The 21,300-nt window shown below is 72.6% G+C and carries 18 protein-coding genes; 12 read left to right on the forward strand and 6 right to left on the reverse strand.

The annotated features are described in order from the left end of the window. Positions 1–471: 471 nt before the first annotated feature. Both ACWEGE_RS46050 and ACWEGE_RS46055 read right to left on the reverse strand, forming a co-directional pair. On the reverse strand, positions 472–2,847 hold the full coding sequence (locus ACWEGE_RS46050; protein WP_449666845.1) for a LuxR C-terminal-related transcriptional regulator: 2,376 nt from the start codon (positions 2,845–2,847) through the stop codon (positions 472–474). Next, positions 2,844–3,968 (reverse strand): molecular chaperone DnaK, encoded by a 1,125-nt coding sequence (locus tag ACWEGE_RS46055; RefSeq protein WP_449666846.1) that lies wholly within the window; start codon positions 3,966–3,968, stop codon positions 2,844–2,846. Before ACWEGE_RS46055 ends, ACWEGE_RS46050 begins: the two co-directional genes overlap by 4 nt. 306 nt (positions 3,969–4,274) lie before the next feature. Between ACWEGE_RS46055 and ACWEGE_RS46060 the strand changes: the two genes are divergently transcribed. The 3 genes from ACWEGE_RS46060 to ACWEGE_RS46070 all read left to right on the forward strand — a co-directional run bounded on the left by ACWEGE_RS46060 (position 4,275) and on the right by ACWEGE_RS46070 (position 8,382). After that, entirely contained in the window at positions 4,275–5,300 is a 1,026-nt protein-coding gene (locus ACWEGE_RS46060) for an IniB N-terminal domain-containing protein (RefSeq protein WP_449666847.1), read from the forward strand. Between the two features lie 101 nt (positions 5,301–5,401). Beyond that, positions 5,402–7,183 (forward strand): dynamin family protein, encoded by a 1,782-nt coding sequence (locus ACWEGE_RS46065; RefSeq protein WP_449666848.1) that lies wholly within the window; start codon positions 5,402–5,404, stop codon positions 7,181–7,183. Next, positions 7,180–8,382, forward strand: a complete 1,203-nt coding sequence (locus tag ACWEGE_RS46070; RefSeq protein ID WP_449666849.1) for a GTPase — start codon at positions 7,180–7,182, stop codon at positions 8,380–8,382. The genes ACWEGE_RS46065 and ACWEGE_RS46070 overlap by 4 nt, the downstream gene beginning before the upstream one ends. Here ACWEGE_RS46070 and ACWEGE_RS46075 read toward each other — a convergent pair. Further along, the gene (locus ACWEGE_RS46075) at positions 8,379–9,776 is read right to left on the reverse strand and encodes a glycoside hydrolase family 28 protein (RefSeq protein WP_449666850.1); all 1,398 of its coding nucleotides are present in this window, start codon (positions 9,774–9,776) and stop codon (positions 8,379–8,381) included. The genes ACWEGE_RS46070 and ACWEGE_RS46075 overlap by 4 nt on opposite strands. A 159-nt stretch (positions 9,777–9,935) precedes the next feature. Here ACWEGE_RS46075 and ACWEGE_RS46080 point away from each other — a divergent pair, with 159 nt between their 5' ends. The 3 genes from ACWEGE_RS46080 to ACWEGE_RS46090 are packed head-to-tail and all read left to right on the forward strand — an operon-like array spanning position 9,936 to position 12,498. Continuing rightward, entirely contained in the window at positions 9,936–11,480 is a 1,545-nt protein-coding gene (locus ACWEGE_RS46080; RefSeq protein ID WP_449666851.1) for an acyl-CoA synthetase, read from the forward strand. Further along, positions 11,480–12,028, forward strand: coding sequence for a TetR/AcrR family transcriptional regulator (locus tag ACWEGE_RS46085; RefSeq protein WP_449666852.1), 549 nt, complete (start codon positions 11,480–11,482; stop codon positions 12,026–12,028). Before ACWEGE_RS46080 ends, ACWEGE_RS46085 begins: the two co-directional genes overlap by 1 nt. Positions 12,029–12,060: 32 nt before the next feature. After that, on the forward strand, positions 12,061–12,498 hold the full coding sequence (locus tag ACWEGE_RS46090) for a hypothetical protein (RefSeq protein ID WP_449666853.1): 438 nt from the start codon (positions 12,061–12,063) through the stop codon (positions 12,496–12,498). On the opposite strand, the gene ACWEGE_RS46095 is transcribed toward ACWEGE_RS46090, so the two are convergent. Next, positions 12,495–12,896, reverse strand: coding sequence for a PPOX class F420-dependent oxidoreductase (locus ACWEGE_RS46095; RefSeq protein ID WP_449666854.1), 402 nt, complete (start codon positions 12,894–12,896; stop codon positions 12,495–12,497). The genes ACWEGE_RS46090 and ACWEGE_RS46095 overlap by 4 nt on opposite strands. Positions 12,897–13,053: 157 nt before the next feature. On the opposite strand from ACWEGE_RS46095, the gene ACWEGE_RS46100 reads away from it, so the two are divergent. Next, positions 13,054–14,259: a glycosyl hydrolase family 8 gene (locus ACWEGE_RS46100; protein ID WP_449666855.1), complete on the forward strand. Its 1,206-nt coding sequence runs from the start codon at positions 13,054–13,056 to the stop codon at positions 14,257–14,259. Here the strand turns inward: ACWEGE_RS46100 and ACWEGE_RS46105 are convergent. Beyond that, on the reverse strand, positions 14,256–15,242 hold the full coding sequence (locus tag ACWEGE_RS46105) for a Gfo/Idh/MocA family protein (protein WP_449666856.1): 987 nt from the start codon (positions 15,240–15,242) through the stop codon (positions 14,256–14,258). The genes ACWEGE_RS46100 and ACWEGE_RS46105 overlap by 4 nt on opposite strands. Positions 15,243–15,339: 97 nt before the next feature. On the opposite strand from ACWEGE_RS46105, the gene ACWEGE_RS46110 reads away from it, so the two are divergent. From ACWEGE_RS46110 to ACWEGE_RS46130, 5 genes are read left to right on the forward strand one after another with little or no spacing between them, the layout of a single operon-like run. Continuing rightward, positions 15,340–16,290: an ABC transporter substrate-binding protein gene (locus ACWEGE_RS46110; protein ID WP_449666857.1), complete on the forward strand. Its 951-nt coding sequence runs from the start codon at positions 15,340–15,342 to the stop codon at positions 16,288–16,290. Continuing rightward, a complete protein-coding gene (locus tag ACWEGE_RS46115; protein ID WP_449666858.1) occupies positions 16,277–17,155 on the forward strand; it encodes an amino acid ABC transporter permease in 879 nt (292 codons plus the stop codon). Before ACWEGE_RS46110 ends, ACWEGE_RS46115 begins: the two co-directional genes overlap by 14 nt. Continuing rightward, a complete protein-coding gene (locus tag ACWEGE_RS46120; RefSeq protein ID WP_449666859.1) occupies positions 17,148–17,915 on the forward strand; it encodes an amino acid ABC transporter ATP-binding protein in 768 nt (255 codons plus the stop codon). The genes ACWEGE_RS46115 and ACWEGE_RS46120 overlap by 8 nt, the downstream gene beginning before the upstream one ends. Then, on the forward strand, positions 17,912–19,630 hold the full coding sequence (locus ACWEGE_RS46125; protein ID WP_449666860.1) for an aminotransferase class V-fold PLP-dependent enzyme: 1,719 nt from the start codon (positions 17,912–17,914) through the stop codon (positions 19,628–19,630). The genes ACWEGE_RS46120 and ACWEGE_RS46125 overlap by 4 nt, the downstream gene beginning before the upstream one ends. Positions 19,631–19,673: 43 nt before the next feature. Next, positions 19,674–20,060, forward strand: coding sequence for an effector-associated constant component EACC1 (locus ACWEGE_RS46130; RefSeq protein WP_449666861.1), 387 nt, complete (start codon positions 19,674–19,676; stop codon positions 20,058–20,060). A gap of 43 nt (positions 20,061–20,103) precedes the next feature. On the opposite strand, the gene ACWEGE_RS46135 is transcribed toward ACWEGE_RS46130, so the two are convergent. Continuing rightward, on the reverse strand, positions 20,104–21,276 hold the full coding sequence (locus ACWEGE_RS46135) for a macrolide family glycosyltransferase (RefSeq protein WP_449666862.1): 1,173 nt from the start codon (positions 21,274–21,276) through the stop codon (positions 20,104–20,106). Positions 21,277–21,300 lie beyond the last annotated feature (24 nt).

Below are 21,300 nucleotides of genomic sequence, written 5' to 3' on the forward strand. Positions count from 1 at the left end.
ACGGCCGGTGGTACCGCGTCAAGGCGGGAAAGCGTGCCTTGACCCGGCACCACCGGCCGTGTGGGGGCTTCGGATCGGGGTGGGGGAGGTCTGGGCGGGGTGCAGGTCTGGCGTTCGTGTTCGGGACGGTGAAGGCCTGAAAAGCCACTCCGACCTCGCCAGGAAACTCCCTGTTCTGTTGGACCTGGGAGGGCGTAGGAGTTCCCGGGCCTGGAGTGGGGCTTCGGCAGGTTCGTGTTGTCGCGAGTAGTGCTGTGAAGGTCGGTTTCCGCCACCCCGACGCCCGATTGTGACTACGGCCGACGGCACCGGGTCAAGGCGGGAAAGCGTGCCTTGACTCGGTGCCGTCGGCCGTGTGGGGGCTTCGGATCGGGGTTGCGGGGAGGTCGAGGTGGGCGCCGGTCGTGCTTTCAGCGTGCCTGTCGTGTCGGTGAGGTACCTCGAACCCTGACGGCCGGTGGCCGAGGCCGGTTAACTCGCGTCCGGGCGGGAAAGCAGCTCCCTCAGCGTCGCCAGCAGCTCCCGCCGGTCGGCCGCGCCGAGCTTGCCCCGGATCCGGGCCATGTGGTGCTCCACCGTCTTGCCCGAAATGAACAGCTTGCTGCCCGCCTGCTTGTACGTCAGCCCCTCCACCACCAGGCGGGCCACCTCCAGCTCGCGCTCGCTCAGCGCCGCCAAGCCCGTTCCCGCTGCCGGTTCCGGGGTCGTTCCCGGCTCGCGGCGGGCCGAGGGGCCCTGGAACTGGCGGGCCGCCTCCAGGAGCTGGACCATCGCCTTGCGGTCCGATGTCCTGATCGCCGCCTGGCCTGCCAAGCGGGCCGCGTCCCAGCGGAGGCCCAGGTCGTGCAGCTCTGCCGCCGCTTCGGAAATCTCCGCGGGGTCGAACGTTCCACCAAGGACCGCCAGCCAGCCGCGGGCCGCCGTGGCCAGGGCGCGGGGGTGGCGGCCGCAGTGGGCGTGGGTGGTCAGCGTGGCCAAGTGGGCCTTGACCGCGTCCGCGTCCTCCAGCGTGATCGCCGCGTGCAGCTCGTGCCAGACCAGCGACACCGTCCACAGTGGCGGCTCGCCGAGGCGGGAGAGCAGGGTGTGGGCGCGCTCGAACTGGCCGGACAGCTTGGCGAAAGCGCCGGTGCGGGCCGCCGCGATCGCCAGCTCGCCCAGGGGCAGCAACGAGAACAAGTCCGTCTGCTGCCGCATCGACGCCTGGTACGCCCGGTTCCACGACCGCTGCAGCCCGACCAGGTCGCTGGCCCGCCGCGCCAAGCCGAGCTCCAAGGTCGCGAAGAACAGCTCGTCGCGTGGCTCCAGGGAACGGCCCGCGACGGCGTCGCGGTGTTCCGCCGCCGTTGCCAGGTCGCCCGCCGTCATCGCGACCCAGCCCAGCAGCAGCCGGTGCCGCGCGGTCAGCAGCTCCCCGCCGGTCCCGCCGTCCAGTGCCCGGCTCAGCACCGACTCCGCCAGCGCCAGCTCGCCGGTGTGCAGGGCGACGAGCGCGGCCAGCGCGGCCGGGCTGTCCGGCAGCAACGTCCCGCCCAGCGCCGGCTCCAGCATCGCGGCCGCACCCAGCAGCGTCGACAACGTCTCCGTCGCGCAGCCGGACACCGAATCCACGATGCCGCGGGCCATCCGGGTCGCCGCGCCGGCGAACAGCGTCGGCGCTACGCCGGGGGCAGGGGAGTCGAGGAGACGGCGGGCGCCCTCGAGGTCGCCCGTGCCGACCAGCGCCGTCGCCGAGAACGCGTCGGCGCGGCCGGCCCAGTGGTACAGCTCGGCGCTGCGGGCCAGCTCGCCGCGGTGGGCCAGCACGGTCGCCGCGATCTCCGCGCCCGCCGCGCGGGTTTCCGCGTCGGCCGCGCCGAGCAGCCCGTCGGCGAGCCGCAACGCCGTGTCGAGGTCGCCGGACAACGCGGCCGCGCGCGCCCACCCCGCCGTGACGGCGGACGAGCGGTCGCCCGCCTCGGCGGCGGCCTCGAACAACCGCGTCGCCAAGCGCGCGTCGGTCGGCAGGGCTTCGCCCGCCGCCGCGGCGAACGCGGCCGCCGCGGACGCGCCGGAACTGCCCGTGCCGAGCAGGGACCGGGCCAGGTCGAGCACCGGGAGGCCGTTCGCCAGCTGCAGTTCGACGAGCCGCTGCACCGTCGTCAGCCGCCGGGCGGGCGGCCCGAAGTCGCGGACGGCGACCGCGGCCAGCGGCAGCAGCGTGTCGTCGGGGGCGAGCAGGCCGGTCGCGCGGGCACCCTCGACGATCGCGGGCAGCTGGTCGGGGCGGCGGTCGAGCAGCGCGCACAGCAGGTCGAGGTTGCGCCCGGCGCCGGCTTCGGCGGCGATCAGGTAGCGGAGCACGTCGTCGTCGAGCTCGTCGAGCTCGGGCCGGAACTCCTCCAGGCGCCCGAGCAACGCGCGCTCGGCCAGCCGCGGCACCCCGCCGCTGCGGGCGTGCAGCTCGGCCGCGGCGGCCGGGTCGGCGGGCGAACCCGTCGCCGCGGACATCAGCCGGGCCACGTCCTCGACGCCGAGCGGGCCGAGCTGCAGCAGCGTCCAGCCGGGCGCCACCGCGGCCGGGCGGTGCGCGACGACGATCGGGCCGTCCGCGCCGGCGAGCAGCTCCTCGAGCTGGTCGGGGCCGAGCCGGTCGGCGTCGTCGACCAGCACGGCCTCGACCCCGGCCTCGCGGTAGCGGCGGTCGAGCGCGCCGAGCAGCACGCTCTTGCCGTACCCGCCGGGGGCGACGACGGCGAGCCGCAGGGGAGCGGCCGGTTCGGCGGCGACGCGGTCGAGCAGCTGCCGCGCCGCCGGGTGCACCGGGACGGTGGGCGACGGGGGAACCTGCGTGAGCAGAGTGTTCAACAGTGACCTTCACCGGAGGGGGCGCAGTGGGTGGGGGTGGGAGCGGGGGTGCCGGCCGGGCCGGCGGTGGCTTCGCGGGCGGAGAGGGTGATCACCACGGCGGAGACGGCCGCGGCGAGCACCAGTACCGCGGCGGCGAGGGGACGCCGCCGCCGGAACAGGTTCAGCGGGCCGGTGCGCTCGGGCAGTTCGAACGGCGTGATCTCGACCGGCGGCCGGGGTGGCCGCTCGCCGAGCTCACCGAGCGTGTCCACCTTGGGGAGCAAGGTGGTTTCGACGGCAGGGGGTTCCGTCGGCGTCACCCGGTGGTCGGCGCGCAGGCCCGCGAGGGCGGCCGCGCCGAGGGCGGCGGTCGCCGGCGGAACCGGTCCCGCGAACACCGGGCACGGCGGCCGGGCCGGCAGCGCGTGCGGCGGGACGTCGCCGCAGAACACCACACCGGCGAGCCCCCTCGGGGACGTCGACGCCGCTCCGGCGAGCGCGAACAGCGTGCTCAGCGCGGCCGCCGGGGCCACGCCCTCGGCGGTTTGCCCGAGCTGCCAGCCGCTGGCGCCGCTCGCCGTCGCCAGCGTCACGTTCACGCCGTCGGTGCCGAACTCGCACACCCCGGCGACCTGCGCGCCGGGGCCGGGGACGGGCAGGTGCGCGCCGAGCGCGGCGATCGAGCCGGGCACCAGCGTGACCGCGGTGAACCCGGCTTCGGCCAGTGCCCGGCGCAGCACGTCACGGCGGTAGCCGCCCCAGTCGCCGGGGTGGGTGAGCACCAGGTGGTGGGGCGGGCCGCCGAACAGGTTCGCGGCGTGCTCGGCGATCCCCTCGACGAGCACGGTGGTGAGCGTCTCGGGCGGGAACGGCTCCCCTTCGACGAGCATCGGCACGTCGTCGCCGATCCGCCGGTGGAAGCCGGTGAGCAGCCGCGACGGGACTTGCGCCCCCGCCTGCGCGGCCGCGTCGCCGGTGAGCAGGTACCCCTCGTCGTCGAGGAACAACGCCGACGCGGCGGCCGGGGACCGTTCACCCAGCCAGAGGGGTTCGGGCTCGCCCCAGCCGGGGCCCTGTCGGCGGCAGGTCGCGGCGTGGGTCCGGCCCTGGGCCACATCGATCCCGAGGACGTAGGGCAACGGCGCTTTCCTCCTCACCTCGTGGCGGCCGATCGGGGGCACGGAATTCCCCCTAGGGTTCGGGGCATCCTCACCCAAACGGGTTAGTCAGGCAAGGGTCTGGAGGGATTTAACCCAACTGAGCGCGTCTCGGATGAGCCCCTAACTCCCTAACGATGACATATCGATCCCCTATCGGCTGACCGGACTGCGACTCGGAGTGATCCCCGATGTGCGCTGGGGGACGGTCTCCCTACCTTGATCACGGAGCAGCGGACCCTGCGGTTCGCAGCTGTCCCCCGAACCACCGGATCAGGAGAAATCCCCATGGACTCCGTGCAGACGTTGCACGATTTCGCCCTCAACCTGCTCAACGACCCGACCGCCCTGGCGGCCTTCGGGACGGACCCGCAGGGCGTCCTCGCCGCCGCCGGTCTCGGCGACGTGAGCGCCGCCGACGTGCACGAGGTCATCCCGCTGGTGCTCGACTACGTGCCGGTCGACAGCCTCCCGGCCGTGGGCGGCCTCCCCGTCGTCGGCGACCTGTCCCCGGTCGGCACCGACGCCCCCGGCGTCCAGGGTGCGATCGACCAGCTCACCGCCCTCACCTCGGGCCTCGGCCTGCCGGCCACCTCGGGCCTGCCGGGCGTGGGCGACCTGGGTGTCGGCGAGCTCCCGGCCGTGGGCGAGCTGCCCGCCGTCGGCGCTCTCGGCTCGCTGCCGGGCGTGAACGACGTCACCAACGCCGCCAACGTGACCGCGCTGGCGGGCAACGCCACCGGCGCCATCCTCGGTGGCGACCTGGCCCACGGCCTGGACTCGCAGGCGCTGGCCAACCTGACCGCGGCCCCGGCCTACCTGACCGAGCCGCAGGACGGCGTGACCGGCAACGTGGCCTACGCCGCGGCCGCGGGCGTCGGCGAGGCCCAGCAGGTCCTCGCCACCTCGAACGCGGAGGTCCGCGAGGTCAACAGCCACGTCGGCGACGTGACCCACACCCTCGGCGACCTGACCGGCTCCCTCGGCGTCGGCAACGCGACCGGCGGCCTGACCGGCCACGTCGGCGACTTCACCGGCATCCTCAAGGGCACGAGCGACATCGACGTCAAGCACGTCACCGGCGAGGTCGCCGGCGCCGTCCACGGCCTCGGTGACGTCACCAACACCGTGACCTCGGCCACCGGCATCAGCGCCGACCACAACGTCGTCGGCCACGTCGGCGAGCTGGCCTCCGGCAACACCACTGCCGTCCACGACGTCGTCTCCGACGTCGCCGACGTCAGCCACAACGCCCTGGGCAACCTGCACCTCGGCGACGTCGCCTCCGGCAACGACATCCACCTCGGGCACTGATCCCCGAACCGGTCACCGGTGCCCGTCCCGCGGTCTGGGTGCAGCCGCGGGACGGGCACCCGGTGTGCGTACGGGGAGTGAACCGGGGACACTCGTCCATCGTGACCGCACCGGCTTGGCTCGAAGTGCTCAACGAGACGCTGGACGCGTGCCGCACGCACGGCCGCGCCGATCTCGCCGAGCGCCTGCGCAGACGCCGGGACGCCCCCGCCGGGCAGACCCGGCTGGGCGTGCTCGGCTTTCCCAAACAGGGCAAGGGTTACCTGCTCAACGCCGTGCTGAACGCGCCGGTGTGCGCGGTCGGCGACGCCGCCACCCCCGCCGTTCCCACGGAGATCGCCTACTCCGCCGAACCCGCCGCGACGCTGGTCGGCCGGTCCCGCGAACGGATCCCCGTCGCGGTCGAACGGCTCACCGGCGAACTCGCGGCCCGGCCCGCAGGCACGCTCAGCCGCGTCGAGGTCGGCGTGCCGCGCGAACTCCTCTCGGCCGGCCTCGTGCTGGTCGACACCCCGCCCGTCGGTGACCCGCGGTCACCGCGCACGGCCGCGGCCCTGGACCTGCTCGCCGAAGCCGACGCGGTGATCCTCGTCTCCGATGCGACCGCGCCGCTGAGCGCCGCCGAACTCGCGCTCGCGCGGCATGTGCGCACCTGGTGCCCGCACGTCGTGCTGGCGCTCACGAAGATCGACGCCTGTCCCGGGTGGCGCGCGGTCGCCGAACGCGATCGGGCCATGCTCGGCGAGGCCGGGATCGACGCGCCCGTCCTGCCCGTTTCGGCCGTGGTGCGCCAAGCCGCGGCGAAGACCGGTGACGCGGAACTCAACGCCCGCTCGGGTTTCCCGGAGCTCCTCGGCTGGATCGCCGAGCAGGCCGCGCGCCCGCCCGAGCGGTCCCGCGCGCTGCTGGCCGCCGTCGGCGTGCGCGCCGCCGCCGCCGAGCTGGTGGAATCCCTGCGCGACCGCATGGACGCCGCCGGGCAGGACGCCGGGCTCGGCCAGGCCGCGCTGCTGCAGCGGGCCCAGCGCCGCGCCGACGACCTGCGCCGGCAGAACACCCGGTGGCAGAACCTGCTCTCCGACGAGATCACCGACCTGTTGTCGGACGCCGAGTACGACCTGCGCGAGCGGACCCGCAAGATCGTCAACACCATCGACCGCACCTTCGACGAGGGCGATCCGGCGAAGGTGTGGGACGAATTCGCGCCCTGGCTGGACAACGCGCTGGCCGAGGCGGTCGACATCAACTACACGTGGCTGGCCGACCGGGCGGAGTGGATCGCGCAGGCGGTCGCGGCGTGCTTCGGCGCCCAGTACGACCAAGCGCTGCCCGACCTGCGGCTCGACGGCTCGGGTGTGGAGCACCTCGACGACGTCGGGCGGCCGAAGATCGAGAAGTTCAAGATCGGCCAGCAGGCCTTCACCGGGCTGCGCGGGTCGTACGGCGGTGTGCTGATGTTCGGCCTGGTCACCAGCCTCGCCGGGCTGCCGCTGATCAACCCGGTCTCGCTCGGCGCCGGCGCGGCGTTCGCCGCGAAGACGATCAAGGACGAAGGCGGGATGCGGCTGCAGCGGCGCCAGGCGGTCGCCAAGCAGGCGGCGCAGCGGCACGTCGACGACGTCTTCCTGCGGTTCAGCAAGGACTGCCGCGACGCCATCCGCGTCGTGCAGCGGCGGCTGCGCGACCACTTCACCGGGCTGGCCGAGGAACTCGCCGACGAGCTGACGCGCGAACGCGAGACGATCCTGGCCGGCACCGCCGAGCGGGAACGGCGGACCGGGCACTTCCGCCGTGAAATCGACCGGCTCGCGGGCCTGCACCAGCGCGCGGGCGAGCTCGGCACGATCGCCGGACGGCAGCAGCGGCGGGAGCTTTCGGCGTGACCCAGGACGTCCGCGACCTGCTGCACGCCGCGGCCGGGCTCTACCGGGACGACCCGGGGGCGTCGGCGTTGCTGCACGACTGCCTCGCCCGGCTGGAGCAGCCGCTGCGCGTCGCGTTCACGGGCGCGCCTTCCTCGGGGAAGACGACGCTCGCCGCGGCGCTGGGCGAATGGCCGACGCGGGCGCTGCGTGAGCTGGTGCTGCTGGACGACCCCGGCCCGGCCGACGACGTCCCGGACGCGACGGTCCGGCTGGTGCGCCACCTCGAGCCGGACGAACTCGCCGCGGCGCACCCGCCGGGCGGCTCGGCGTTCGCGCGGCAGAGCGCGGTGAACTCGGTGCTGGTGCTCTCCCGCGCCGACGAGGTCGGCGCGGGCCGGATCGACGCGCTGCTCACCGCGAAGCAGCTCGCGCGGCGCGCGTGGCGGGAAGACCCGCTGTGCACCGGGTTCCTGGGCGTGATCGCCGTCGCCGGGCAGCTCGCCTACGGCGGCCGGTCGCTGCGCGACGACGAGTTCGACCTGCTGGCGGCGTTCGCCGCGGTGCCGCGCGAGGAGCTGGAACGGCACGTGCTGTCGGTGGACTCGTTCACCGATCCGGGGTTCCCCGGCCCCATCCCGGTCGAGACGCGGCGGTCGCTGGTGGTGCGGTTCGGGATGTTCGGCGTCCGGCTGGCGCTCACGCTGATCCGCACCGGCTGCGACGACCGCGTCAAGCTTTCGGCGGAACTGGTGCGCCGCAGCGGGTTGGGCGAGCTGCGCGACACACTGGCCGGCTGCTTCGTGGCCCGGGCCGAGGCGCTGCGGGCCCGGACGGCGATCATCCGGCTGGAGACGCTGCTGGCGGACCGCCCCCGCCCGGGCGGCGACCGGCTGGTGTCCCGGGTGGAGCGCTTCGCCGCGGCCGCGCACGACTTCCGCGAGCTGCGCCTGATCGCCGACATCCGGGGCGGCCGCACGGCGCTGTCCGGCGAACCCGCCGAGGAAGCGGTCCGCCTGCTGGGCGCCCAGGGCACGGCGCCGGCTGATCGGCTGGGCCTGGACCCGGACGCGGACCCGAACGAGATCTACGACGCGGGCCTCGACGCCCTGCGGCGCTGGCGGCACGAGGCCGAGCGCCCGGACCGCCCGCACGCCGAACGCACCGCGGCGCACGTGGTGGTGCGGTCGGCCGAGGGGCTGCTCGCGTTGTTCGCCTAGACCGGCTTCCCGTTCACCGTCACGTTCGAGAGCGTCACGTCCCGCGCGTTCGAGATCTGCGGCGCCGGGGTGTCGATCTTCGTGAACGTGCTGTCCGCCAGGCGGAAGCCGGTCAGCGGGCTTGCCTCCGCCCCGCTGATCTTCAGCGCGAACGGCGAGTCGTCGAGGTGGATGTCGCGCAGGTCGAGGTCGCGGATCACCGGCTGCACGATCGGGCCGTAGCCGGGGCCGGTGAGGCTGTAGTTCATGTCGACGAAGATCGCGCCGCGGTCGACCGGGCCGCCGGTCAGGCGGCGGACGTGGATGTCCGAGACGACGCCGCCGCGCCGCGGGTTCGTCTTGACGTACACGCCGTAGAACGACTTGTACGACGAACCGGCGTGGATCCGGTTGTCCTGCGCGAAGACGTTGCGCACCCCGCCGGACATCTCGCTGCCGACGGTGATCGCGCCCCAGCGGCCGAAGTAGTCGTTGTCCTCGATGACGATGTCTTCGCTCGGCACGCCGACGCGGCGGCCGTCGGTGTCGCGGCCGGACTTGATCACCGTGCCGTCGTCGCCGGTGTCGAAGGAGCAGCCGTGGATGTGCACGTCCGCACAGCTTTCCGGGTCGACGCCGTCGACCATCGCGCCGCGGGAGTAGACCGTCACGTTGCGGACCGTCACGTTGCGGCACAGCACCGGGTGCACCGTCCACATCGCCGGGTTCCGCAGCGTGACGCCCTCGACCAGGACGTTGCGGCACCGGTAGAACTGGATCAGGTTCGGCTTGAGGAAGTGCTTGTCGCCGAACACCCGCTGCGACACCGGCACGCCGTCGGCCGCCTGCTGCTGGAGCCGGTCCCAGTCGGGGCCGCGCTTGCCGTCGAAGTCGAACCAGGGGCCGGCCGCCGCGTTGCCGTCGATCGTGCCGGTGCCGGTGATCGCGACGTCGGTCTGGTCGATCGCGTAGAGGAACGGCGAGTAGTTGTGGCACTCGATGCCCTGCCAGCGGGTGAACACCACCGGCAGGTACGACGCGGCGTCGCTGCGGAACCGGATCGTCCCGGTGACGTGGAGCTCCACTTTGGACAGCAGGTGGATCTTGCCGGTGCGGAACTTCCCGGCGGGCACCAGCACGCGCCCGCCGCCGGCGGCGTGGCAGGCGGCGATCGCCGCCGCGAAGGCGGGCGTGCAGTCGGTCGAGTTGTCGCCGACCGCGCCGTAGGACCGGATGTCGAACACCCGGTCCGGGAACGACGGCGGCGTGATCCGGCCGAGGATCGCCGGCACGCGTGCCCACGGGTCGTCGGGGCTCGCGTCCGCGCTCGCCGGCCCGAACAGCGCGCCCGCGGCCAGCAGCCCACCCGCCGCGCCCGCGGCCTTCAAGAACTCACGCCGGGTGCTGCCCGTCATCCCAAGCCTCCTCGTCGAGTGCTCTCATACATCATGTACAGCATGCGATATGCCGATATTGCGGTCAAAAAACGTCCCGCTGACCGGTATTGACGCCCGCTGTGACCCGGCGCACCATAGACCGGTCTATGGTCCAGTGCCGGCCCGAAGGGAACTCCCATGCCCGAAGACGTCCGCCCCCGGGTCCGGTTGTTCGGCGAGCTCCTGGCGCACTGGGCGAAGGAACGCCCCACGGACACCGCGCTGGTCTTCGGCGACCGCAGCTGGACCTGGACGGAGTTCGACGAGCGGGTCCGGCGCCTGTCGGGGGCCCTCGCGGCGGCCGGGATCACCCGGGGCGACCGGGTCGCGTTCGTCGACAAGAACCACCCCGCCTGCCTGGAGACGACCTTCGCCGCCGCCGGGCTCGGCGCGGCCAACGCCGTGGTGAACTGGCGGCTTGCCGGGGACGAGCTCGCGTACGTGCTCAGGGACGCGGGGGCGAAGGTGGTCTTCGTCGGCGCCGAACTGCGGCCCGCGCTGGACGCGGTCCGCGACCGGCTGCCCGCGGTGGAGCGCGTGGTCGTCGTCGGCGGGGACGCCGACGAGTACGAGGCCTTCCTGACCTCCGCCGCGCCGCACGCCGGGGCCGACGTCGACGAAGACGACGGCGTGCTGGTCATGTACACCAGCGGCACCACCGGCTTCCCGAAGGGCGCGGTGCTGACCCACCACGGCGTCCTCGCGCACGGCTTCGCCGCCGGGACCGCGTTCCCGATCGGCCCGGGCGACGTCAACCTGGTCGCGATGCCGCTGTTCCACGTCGGCGGCAGCTGCTACGCGGTCTCCGGGTTCCTCTACGGGGAACCGTCCTACCTGACCCGGGAGCCGGACGCGGCTTCGCTGTTCGCGGCGCTGCGGGCCGGGGTCACGCACGCGTTCCTGGTGCCCGCCGTCGTGGCCGGGATCGCGCAGGCCGGCGAGGCCGCGCTCCAGGCGTTCTCGCGGCTGAAGTACCTCTGCTACGGCGCTTCGCCGATGCCGCTCCCGCTGCTGCGCACAGTGCTCGCCGCGTGGCCGGACGTCAAGTTCGCCCAGGTCTACGGCATGACCGAGCTGTCCGGGGCGGTCACCGCGCTGGACCCGGAGGCACACCGCGACACCAGCCGCCCGGAACGGCTGGCGTCGGCAGGCACCGCGTTGTCCGGTGTGGAGATCCGGATCGTCGACCCGGTGACCGGGGAGGACGCCGAGGCCGGCGAGGTGTGGGTGCGCACCGAGCAGCGGATGGCGGGCTACCTCGGCAAGCCCGAGGCCACCGCGGAGACCATCGTGGACGGCTGGGTCCGCACCGGCGATGTCGGGCGACTGGACGACGGCGGGTTCCTCTTCCTCGAGGACCGCGTCAAGGACATGATCATCACCGGTGGCGAGAACGTCTACTCGCCCGAGGTCGAGCGCGTGGTGGCGGAGTTCCCCGGCGTCGCCGAGGTGGCCGTGATCGGCATCCCGGACGACCGGTGGGGCGAGCAGGTCAAGGCCTTCGTCGCCGGCGACCAGCTCGACACCGAGAAGATCGTCGAGTTCTGCCGCGAGCGGCTCGCCCACTACAAGTGCCCGCGCAGTGTCGAGGTCGTGGACGCGCTGCCGCGCAACGCCACGGGCAAGATCCTCAAGCGCTCGCTGCGCGAACCCTACTGGCGGGACCGGGACCGGAACGTCTGATGCCGCCGGTGACGCGGCGCGGCTACTTCGAGGCCGCGCTGGCCGTGCTCGCGGAGCGGGGGTTCACCGAGCTGAACGTCGGCGCGCTGTGCCGCGGCCTCGGCGTGACGAGCGGGTCGTTCTACCACCACTTCGGCGGCTGGCCGGGCTTCGTGGCGCAGCTCCTGGAGCACTGGGAGAACCGCCAGGTGCGCATCCTCCGCGAGCGGGACTTCGGCACCGGCGGGCCGTCGGCCGACTTCGCCGCGCTGATGGACCTCACCCTCGGGCTGCCCCACGAAGCCGAAGCCGCCATCCGGGCGTGGGCGCGCACCGACGAAACCGTGCGCGCGGCCCAGAAGCGCGTCGACGACGCCCGGTTGCGGACGGTCGGCAAGGCGGTCGAAGGGATCGTCGGCGACCGGGCGCTGGCCCGGACGCTGACGTCGCTCGGGATGGCGATGCTGGTGGGCCACCAGCAGCTGGCGTCGACCGGGGAGCACGGCGACCTGGCGGACCTGCTCGCGGAGTACACCCGGTTGGTCCACTCCCGGACGAGCGGCCGTTAGCGGATACTTCGCCGGCGAGGGGAGGGACGTCGATGGATCCCGCGGTGCTGTGGTTCGCCCTGCCGGCGGCCGGTGTTTACGTCGTGGTGGCGATCTTCGTGACCCGGTGGCGGGCGAAGACCGGCGGCATCGGCCGGGTCCCGCCGCCGGACCCGGCCGACCGGTGCGGCACGCTGCGGGAAGAGGACTACGACCTCGTCCTGCGCGGCTCGGCCTCGGTGAACGGCCTGACGGCGACGGGACGCTCCGCCCGGTTGCTGGTCACCCGCGACCAGGCCGAGCTGCGGCACGCCCACACCTTCGACCCCATCCGGTTCAGCCGCGCCGAGGTGACCGGCCTGCTGTGGTCGTGGGCTCCGTTCGGCAGCCGCAGCCTCAAGTTCCGGACCGCGTCGGGCCGGTTGGACAAGGTGACGTTCTGGACCCGGCGCGCCGCCGAGGAGCAACTGGCCGAGCTCGGCTGGTACTAGGCGTTGCCGAGCACCCGGGTCACGGTGATCTCGATGACGACCCGCTGCGGGTTCGGCTTGGGCTGCCGGTAGCGGGCGGCGTACCGGTTTTCCGCGTCGCGCACCGATTCCGGGTCTTCGCGCAGCACCGCGCGTCCCTCCAAAGTGGACCAGCGGGGGCCGTCGAGCTGGCAGACCGCGACCGGGACGCCTTCGGCGCCCGCGGCGCGCACGAGCCGCGCCTTGACCGACGGGGCGAAGGTGATCACCCGGGCGAGGCCGGCGTCGAAGTCGACGGTGACGCCGACCGCGACGACGTGCGGGGTGCCGTCCGGCCGGACCGTGGTCAGCGTGGCCAGGTGGCGCTCGGTCCAGAACGCGCGGAAGTCCGGCCCGCGGCCGTCGAGGTCGATCTTCATGACGGCCACGCTAGCCCGTCCGGGTGGGCCGAGCGCGGCGGGACCCACTCAGCGTGATAGTAAGGAAAGTTTCCTAACACTCTTGACCTGGTCTTGAACCTTCTGTCAGGCTTCGATCACCTTCGCCGCAGCCCAACGATGTCGTTACGGAGGAGCCATGAAGAAAGTCGTCCGGGCGGTGGTGGTTTCGGCCGCGCTCGCCGCGGGACTGGTGAGCGTGCCCGCGTCCGCGTCCGCGGCCGGCACGCCGTACGTGCCGGGAACGCTGCGGCCGTCCGTCTCGCAGGCCACGCAGGATGCCGCGCTGCAGAAGTACTACGACTTCTGGAAGAAGAACTTCCTGACGACCAAGTGCGGCAGCGGCACCTACGCCGTGCTGTCCAAGGACGCCGACCACGCCTTCGTCGCCGAGGGCGAGGGGTACGGCATGACGATCTCGGCGATGATGGCCGAGAAGGACCCGCAGGCGCGCTCGATCGTCGACGGGATCCTGAAGTTCGTGAAGGCGCACCCGTCGGTCAACAACAAGGACCTGCACGCGGCCGAGCAGGATTCGAACTGCAAGAGCGTCAACGGCAGTGACTCGGCCACCGACGGCGACCTCGAAATCGCCTACGGCCTGCTGATCGCGGACAAGAAGTGGGGCAGCGGCGGCTCGGTGAACTACAAGGCCGAAGCCGTCCGGATCATCAACGCGATCAAGAAGAGCGAGGTCAACGGCACCACGAAGTTCACGCTGCTGGGCGACTGGGGCAACGACGCGGAGTACCGGAACAGCTCACGCTCTTCGGACTGGATGCCCGGCCACCTGCGCGCGTTCGCCACGGCGACCGGCGACAGCTTCTGGACGTCGGTCCGCACCCGCTCGGAGACGGCGGTGAGCCAGCTGCAGTCGTCGTACGCGCCGAACACCGGGCTGCTGCCGGACTTCGTGGTGAACACGAACTCGACGCCGAAGCCCGCGCCGTCGAACTTCCTGGAGGGCCCGAACGACGGCAAGTACAGCTGGAACGCCTGCCGCGACCCGTGGCGCCTCGGCGCGGACGCGATCACCGCGTCCGGCAGCGCGGCCGGAGCCCAGGTCCGCAAGATGAACACGTGGATCAAGTCGGCGACGGGCGGTGACCCGTCGAAGATCCAGAGCGGGTACTCGCTGTCGGGCTCGAAGACCGAAAGCGGCCAGCACCCGTGCTTCACGGCCCCGTTCGCGGTGGCGGCGATGACCGACCCGGGCAGCCAGGCCTGGCTGGACAAGCTGTGGACGGCCGTGTCGTCGTGGTCCCCGGACGCGACGGACTACTACGGAACGGGCATCACGATCCAGGTGCTGCTCATCCTGAGCGGCAACTACGTGGCCGCTTAGCTCGGCTCTCGCGGCGGCAGTCCCGCGGCCCGGTAGATCTCGTCGATCACGGTCATCGTCTCGACCGCGTCGGCCGCCGAGGTCTTCACCGGTGCGCCCTCCAGGACTGCCGCCGCGAAGGCGTCCAGCTGGTAGGCGTACGTCGCCCGGCGCGGGAACTTCTCCGTTCGGCGCGCGCTGCCGGCGCGGATCGAAACGCGGTGGAACGCCCCGGGCATCACGGGGTTGAGCACCGAAAGCGAGCCCCGGGAGCCGGTCACCTTCGCGCTGATCTTCAGCAGCGAAGACGACCACATCGAACACTCGATCCGGCCGGTGTGGCCGGACGGGAACTTCAGCTCCGCCGTCATCGCCCGGTCGACCCGCGGCGAACGCAGCTTCGCCGTAGCCGAAACGACCGACGGTGTCTCGCCGCCGCCGAAGACACGGGCCATGTGGACCGCGTAGCAGCCCGCGTCCATCGTCGCCCCGCCCGCCAGGTGGTAGTCGTAGCGGATGTCGGAGAACTTCGGCAGCGGGAAGCACAACGCCGTCTCGACGCGCCGCAGCTCGCCCAGCTCGCCCGACGCCACGATCTCCTCCACCCGCAACGCCAGCGGGTGGTAGCGGTAGTGGAACGCCTCCATCACCACGCGGTCCGACGAAGCGGCCAGCGCCGCGATCTGCCGGGCTTCTTCCGCGTTCGCCGTGAACGGCTTTTCGCACAGGACGTGCTTCCCGGCGGCGAGAGCCGCTCGCGTCCAGCGTCCGTGGAGGCCGTTCGGGAGCGGGTTGTACACGGCGTCGATCTCCGGATCCGCCAGGAGATCCTCGTAAGAAGCGTGCGTCCGGGGAATCCCGTGCTTGGTGGCAAACGCTTGCGCGCGCTCGGGTGACCGCGCCGCGACGGCGGCGACCGAGACCGAAGCGATCGATGCGGCGGGCTTGACCAGGGCCGCCGGGGCGATGCGAGCCGCCCCCAGGATGCCGATCCGCAGGCTCATGTCCGCGAAGTTAGCACCGGACCGGACTTCAACAACCAGTTGACCTCTTCAACAGACAGTTGTAGCGTTCCGGCCAGCCGAACAGTGGAGGTCCGTTATGTCCCGTTCTCGTGCCGTGCCGGCGGGAGTGTTGCTGGCGAGCGTCGCCGTCCTGGTGGCGGCTTGTGGTGGCGGTCCGGACGGCGCGGGCGGGACGTCGCAGGCCGCCGGAGCGCCCGCGTCCGGTATCCCGGACACCGCGGCGATCGTCCAGGGCGTGCAGAAGGACGCCCAGCTCAACGCGGCTCTGCCGGACACCGTCAAGCAGGCGGGCCTGCACCTGGCCTCGAACCTGCAGTCCGCGCCCAACAACTTCTACGCCGCCGACGGCAAGACCCCGATCGGCTACGAGGTCGACCTCGCCAAGGCGATCGCCGCCAAGCTCGGCGTCGCCGTGGCCCACCAGGACATGGCGTTCGGCTCGCTCATCACCAGCCTCCAGTCCGGCCGCATCGACCTGACCATGGCCGGGATGAACGACACCAAGGCCCGCCAGGCCCAGATCGACTTCGTCGACTACTTCACCTCGGGCATCACGATCATGATCCGCAAGGGCAACCCCGACGGCATCACCGGCCCGGACACGCTCTGCGGCAAGAACGTCGCCGTCGTGCAGGGCACCAGCCACCAGAAGTTCGCCGCCGAGCAGAGCACGAAGTGCACGCAGGCCGGCAAGCCCGCGGTCAACGTCACCGCCACCGACAGCGACAACCAGAACCAGAACCAGCTCCGCACCGGCCGCGTGCAGGCCATCCTCAACGACCTCCCGAGCGCCGTCTACATTTCGCGCACCGCGGGCGACGGCAAGTTCTTCGAGGTCGTCCCGGGCGAGCCGATCGACGGCGGCCCGTACGGCATCGGCGTCAACAAGGCCAACACGGCGCTGCGCGACTCCGTGCAGAAGGCCCTCCAGGCCCTGATCGCCGACGGCACCTACGGCAAGATCCTGCAGGCCTGGGGCGTCGAGCAGGGCGCGATCAAGGAGGCCGCGGTCAATGGCGGCTCCTGACCCGCTGCCGATCGTCCGCCTGCGGCACTGGGGCCGCTGGGTCGCCGCGGCGATCATCGTCGCGCTGCTCGTCCTGCTGGGCATCGCGCTCGGCAACGCGCAGATCGCCTGGGACCAGGTCCCGGACTTCGTCTTCTACCGGGTGATGGCGACCGGCCTGCTCAACACCGTCGTGCTGGCGGTGCTGTCGCAGGCCGTCGCGATCGTGCTCGGCATCGTCATCGCCCTGCTGCGCCGCAGCGCCAACCCGGTCGCGCGGTGGTTCGCCGCCGGCTACATCTGGATCTTCCGCGGGCTTCCGGTGCTGCTGCAGATCCTGCTCTGGTACAACCTGGCGCTCGTCTTCCCGGTGATCGACATCCCGTTCCTGGTCCACGAGCAGACGAACGTGCTGATCAGCGCGTTCACCGCTGCGTTCCTCGGCCTGGCGCTCAACGAGAGCGCGTACATGGCCGAGATCGTCCGGGCCGGGTTGAACAGCGTCGACAGCGGCCAGACCGAGGCGGCCAAGTCGATCGGCATGACGCCGGCCGCGACGCTGCGCCGGGTCGTGCTGCCGCAGGCCATGCGCGTGATCATCCCGCCGACCGGCAACGACTTCATCAACATGCTCAAGGGCACGTCGATGGCGTCGGTGATCGGCGTGACCGAGCTGATCCACGCGGCCAACAACATCTCGTCCAACAACCTGCTCGTCATGGAGACGCTGCTGGCCGCGGCCGTCTGGTACATGGTCGTGGTGACCGTCGCCGGCGTCGGCCAGCACTACCTGGAACGCGCCTTCGGGCAGGCCGACCGCGGCCCGCTCGCCCGCGCCGGCAAGGCGTTGCGCGGGGTGCCGCTGGTGAGGAGTGTCCGTGTCTGAGCCACTGCTGCGCGCCGTCGGTGTCCGGAAGTCCTACGGGCACACCCAAGTCCTCGGCGGCATCGACCTGGAGGTCCACAAGGGACAGGTCGTCTGCCTGCTCGGGCCGTCCGGCGCCGGGAAGAGCACGTTCCTGCGCTGCATCAACCACCTGGAGACGATCGACGCCGGCCAGATCTGGGTCGACGGCGAGCCGATCGGCTTCCGGCAGCGCGGCGGGAAGCTCTACGAGCTGCGCGAACGCGAGGTCGCCCGGCAACGCCGGGACATCGGGATGGTGTTCCAGCGGTTCAACCTCTTCGCGCACCGGACCGCGCTGGAGAACGTCGTCGAGGGCCCGATCCGGGTGCTCGGGGTCAACCCGGGTGAGGCCCGCGAGCAGGGGCTGGCGCTGCTCGACCGGGTCGGGCTCGCGCACCGCGCCGACGCCTACCCGGCCCAGCTGTCCGGCGGGCAGCAGCAGCGCGTGGCGATCGCGCGGTCCTTGGCGATGAAGCCGAAGCTGATGCTGTTCGACGAGCCGACGTCCGCGCTCGACCCGGAGCTGGTCGGCGAGGTGCTGGAAGTGATGAGTACGTTGGCGGGGGAGGGGATGACGATGGTCGTCGTGACGCACGAGATGAGCTTCGCCGCGGAGGCCGCCGACGAGGTGGTGTTCCTGGCCGACGGCGCCGTCGTCGAGACCGGGCCGCCGTCGCAGGTGCTGAGCGCGCCGAAGCACGACCGCACCCGGCAGTTCCTGGCGAGGATCCTCGCGTGAGGAGGATTTCGCCCCGCTACCTGCTCCAGTTCGACGAGCCCGCCGGCTACCTCGACTTCGCCCGCTTCGGCCCGCCCTCGCACGCGGTGCTCGACACGACGGCCGCCCTGCTCCACCGGGCCACCACGGCCGGACCGTCCACAGTGGACGAGCTGATGCGGCAGGAGGTCCGGGCCAAGGCCGCGGCGGCGCGGCTGGCCGGCTCGGACACCGACCACACCGTCCTGCTGCCCCACACCAGCCTCGGCCTGTTCCAGGCCGCGTTCCACAGCACCGGCGAGGTGCTGGTGTCCGCGTCGGAGTTCCCGGCCAACACCTACCCGTGGGCCCGCGCCGAACAGGCCGGGCGCCTCCGCGTCCGCCGGCTGACCAGCGGTTGCGTCACGCCGGAGCGGGTGGCCGATGCGCTGACGCCGGAGATCACCACGGTCAGCGTCAGCGCCGTCGACTTCCGCACCGGGTACCGCGCCGACCTCGCCGCGCTGCGCGAGGCCGTCGGCGACCGGCTGCTGGTCGTCGACGGCATCCAGGGCTTCGGTGTGGTCGACGAGCCGTGGGAGGTCGCCGACGTCCTGGTCGTCGGCGGGCAGAAGTGGCTGCGCGCGGGCTGGGGCACCGGCTTCGCGGTGCTGTCCGACCGTGCCCTGGACCGGATGGATCCGGTGCTGTCGGGCTGGACCGGCGCGCGGGACCCCGGCCTGTTCGACGACGAGATCCACCCGCCGGACGGGACCGCCCAGTCCTGGTCGATCTCCAACCTCAGCCCGATCACCTCCGGTGCGTTCGCCGAGGCCCTCGAGCTGGTCGAGGAGGCGGGCGTCGGCGCCATCGCGGCGCGGATCGCCGAGCGGCTGGCCGCCTTCGAAGAGGTCCTGGCCTCCTGCGGCGCCGAAGTCGTCTCCGCGGTCGACCGCCGCGCGGGCATCCTGGCGTTCACGCTGCCCGGCCACCCGGCCGAGCAGGTCGGGGCGGCACTGGCCAACGCCGGGATCGCGGCGACCGTCCGGCCCGAGCACGTCCGGCTGTCCCCGCACGCCTCGACCCCGGCGTCCGCCGCGGACCTGCTGCGGGACGCCCTGGAGACGTTGACCAGGCCGCGTGAGCCGCTGCTCGTCCCGGCCGCCGGGGCGACCACGCACGACGTGCTCACCGCGCTGGTCCCGGCCATCCCGGGGCTGGCCGCGATGCTCGGCCCCGGCAACGAAGTCCTGCTGCACGACCTGAGCAGGCTGCCGGACTCGATCGTCGCCATCGCCGGTGACCTCACCGGCCGCAGCGTCGGCGGCCCGATGACCGACCTGCTGCTCGGCCTGGTCCGCCGCGGCACCACCCAGGACCTGACGAACTACCGCACGCACGGCCCGGACGGGCGGCCGATCCGCTCCTCGACGCTGTTCCTGCGCGACGCCGACGGGGTCGCGGTCGGCTGCCTGTGCGTCAACAGCGTCGAGGAGACCGCGTCGCCGGGCGGCAACGGCGAGCCGGAGACTTTCCCACCGGACGTCGACAGCCTCCAGCGGTTCCTGGTGGACCGGGCGGTGGCGAAGGCGGGCATCCCGGTGGACCTGATGAAGAAGCGCCACAAGGCGGCCGTGGTGCGGGAGCTCGACGAAGCCGGTTATTTCCTCATCAAGGACGCGGTCGACCACCTGGCCGGGCGCCTCGACGTCACCCGGTACACGATCTACAACTACCTCAACGAGATCCGCGCCTGACCGGCCCTTGCCACCCGCGCCTTCCGGGCGGACCATGACGCGCATGACCGAATCGGACACGCAGCGGGCGCTGGTGCGGCTCGAAGCGGACGACGAGGCGGACGCCGAAGAGCTCGACCGGCTCGCCCGCCGGCTGCGCGCCGAGCTGGGCGAACTCGACCTGGACGTGCTCGCCGCCGTCCCGGCCGGTGAGCTCCCACCGGGCGCGAAGGCCGCCGACCCGGTGACGATCGGCTCGCTGATGGTGGCGTTCAGCGCGGCCGGCGGCGTGTTCCCGGGACTGGTGGAGACGCTGCGCGAGTGGCTGGGCCGCCAGGCGGGCCGGCACAAGATCAAGGTGACGATCGACGGCGACAGCGTCGAGCTGGAGCGGGCCACCTCGGCCGAGCGCCAGCAGCTGATCGACGCCTTCGTCCGGCGGCACGCCTAGCCGCGGCGGCCGCCACCGAGTGCGGTGGCGGCCGCCGCGCCGATCACTCGATGGCGGACTCCACGGCGTCCGCGGCGAAGGACACCCCGCCGTGGCCACGGATCTCCGCCTTCAGCTCCGCCAGCCGCGCGGCCACCGAAGCCGACGACGACACCTCGTCCACCGCCTCCCGCAGCGTGGAAGCCGTCACCGCGTCAGCCGGCAGGTGCCGCCCCACGCCCAGGGCCTCCAGCTGCGCCGCGTTCCCGAACTGGTCCGCCGCTTGGGGAATCGCCACCGTCGGGACGCCGAACCACAGCGCTTCGGTCGCTCCGCCCATCCCCGCGTGGGTGATGAACGCCGACGCCGCTTCCAGCACCGCCAGCTGCGGCACGCTCTCGTGCACCTCCACCGAGCCGGGCAGCGGGCCCAGCGCCGAAGGCGGCACGTGCTTCCCCAGCGAGATCACCACGTGCCAATCCGCGGCGAACGCCGCGACGCACGCCCGGTACACCGGGAGCTGGTCGGTGTAGGCCGTCCCGAACGACACCAGCAGCACCGGGCGGCCCGAGGACGGCGGTGTCCACGAACGATCGGCCAGCCGCGCCGGGTCCAGGCAGGGCCCGACGAACCGCACGTGCTCACCCACCCGATCGGCGTTGGGCTGCATCGCGCGCGGGATCAGCGAAAGGACCCGCGCCGGGTGCCCCAGCCACTCCCAGGGATCGGCCGAAACCCCGTGGGACGAAAGCCACTCCGACAACGTGGCCGCGTAGTCCACACCGGACGGTGAGGCCTTGATCGGCGCCATCACCTCGGCCATGTCCTCGTCGTAGCCCTCCCACGCCACCAGCGTCGGCGACAGCTGCACCGCGGGCACGCCGTAGCGCAACCCCAGCAGCGGCCCACCCAGCCCGCCGATGTCGTACAGCACGAGATCCGGCCGGTCGCCGTCGAACCGCTCGACCAGCGCGGGGTGGATCGCGATGGCTTCGTCGAGGAAGACGCGCATGGCTTCGGCCGGCTCCTCCGGCCACACGGCCGCTTCGCCGAGCGGGAAGATCGTCGGGTGCCCGACGACGTCGGCGCCCGTCGGCGCGACCAGCGGGGCCAGCGGCGAGCCGACGACGTAGGACACCCGGTGCCCACGGCGGACCAGCTCGGCGAGCACGCCCAGCGACGGGTAGACGTGGCTCGGCGCGGTGCAGCCGACCATGACGATGTGTTTGCGCAGCATGGTGCTCCTTCAAGCGGAAAGGAC

The organism is Amycolatopsis sp. NPDC004747, assembly GCF_053601335.1.

Excerpts from the sequence above, each read along its gene's own strand:
- ACWEGE_RS46135 (WP_449666862.1), bottom strand. The coding sequence starts at position 21,276 with ATGCTGCGCAAACACATCGTCATGGTCGGCTGCACCGCGCCGAGCCAC.
- ACWEGE_RS46085 (WP_449666852.1), top strand. The coding sequence starts at position 11,480 with ATGCCGCCGGTGACGCGGCGCGGCTACTTCGAGGCCGCGCTGGCCGTG.
- ACWEGE_RS46110 (WP_449666857.1), top strand. The coding sequence starts at position 15,340 with ATGTCCCGTTCTCGTGCCGTGCCGGCGGGAGTGTTGCTGGCGAGCGTC.
- ACWEGE_RS46080 (WP_449666851.1), top strand. The coding sequence starts at position 9,936 with ATGCCCGAAGACGTCCGCCCCCGGGTCCGGTTGTTCGGCGAGCTCCTG.
- ACWEGE_RS46115 (WP_449666858.1), top strand. The coding sequence starts at position 16,277 with ATGGCGGCTCCTGACCCGCTGCCGATCGTCCGCCTGCGGCACTGGGGC.
- ACWEGE_RS46130 (WP_449666861.1), top strand. The coding sequence starts at position 19,674 with ATGACCGAATCGGACACGCAGCGGGCGCTGGTGCGGCTCGAAGCGGAC.
- ACWEGE_RS46095 (WP_449666854.1), bottom strand. The coding sequence starts at position 12,896 with ATGAAGATCGACCTCGACGGCCGCGGGCCGGACTTCCGCGCGTTCTGG.
- ACWEGE_RS46100 (WP_449666855.1), top strand. The coding sequence starts at position 13,054 with ATGAAGAAAGTCGTCCGGGCGGTGGTGGTTTCGGCCGCGCTCGCCGCG.
- ACWEGE_RS46105 (WP_449666856.1), bottom strand. The coding sequence starts at position 15,242 with ATGAGCCTGCGGATCGGCATCCTGGGGGCGGCTCGCATCGCCCCGGCG.
- ACWEGE_RS46090 (WP_449666853.1), top strand. The coding sequence starts at position 12,061 with ATGGATCCCGCGGTGCTGTGGTTCGCCCTGCCGGCGGCCGGTGTTTAC.
- ACWEGE_RS46075 (WP_449666850.1), bottom strand. The coding sequence starts at position 9,776 with ATGACGGGCAGCACCCGGCGTGAGTTCTTGAAGGCCGCGGGCGCGGCG.
- ACWEGE_RS46060 (WP_449666847.1), top strand. The coding sequence starts at position 4,275 with ATGGACTCCGTGCAGACGTTGCACGATTTCGCCCTCAACCTGCTCAAC.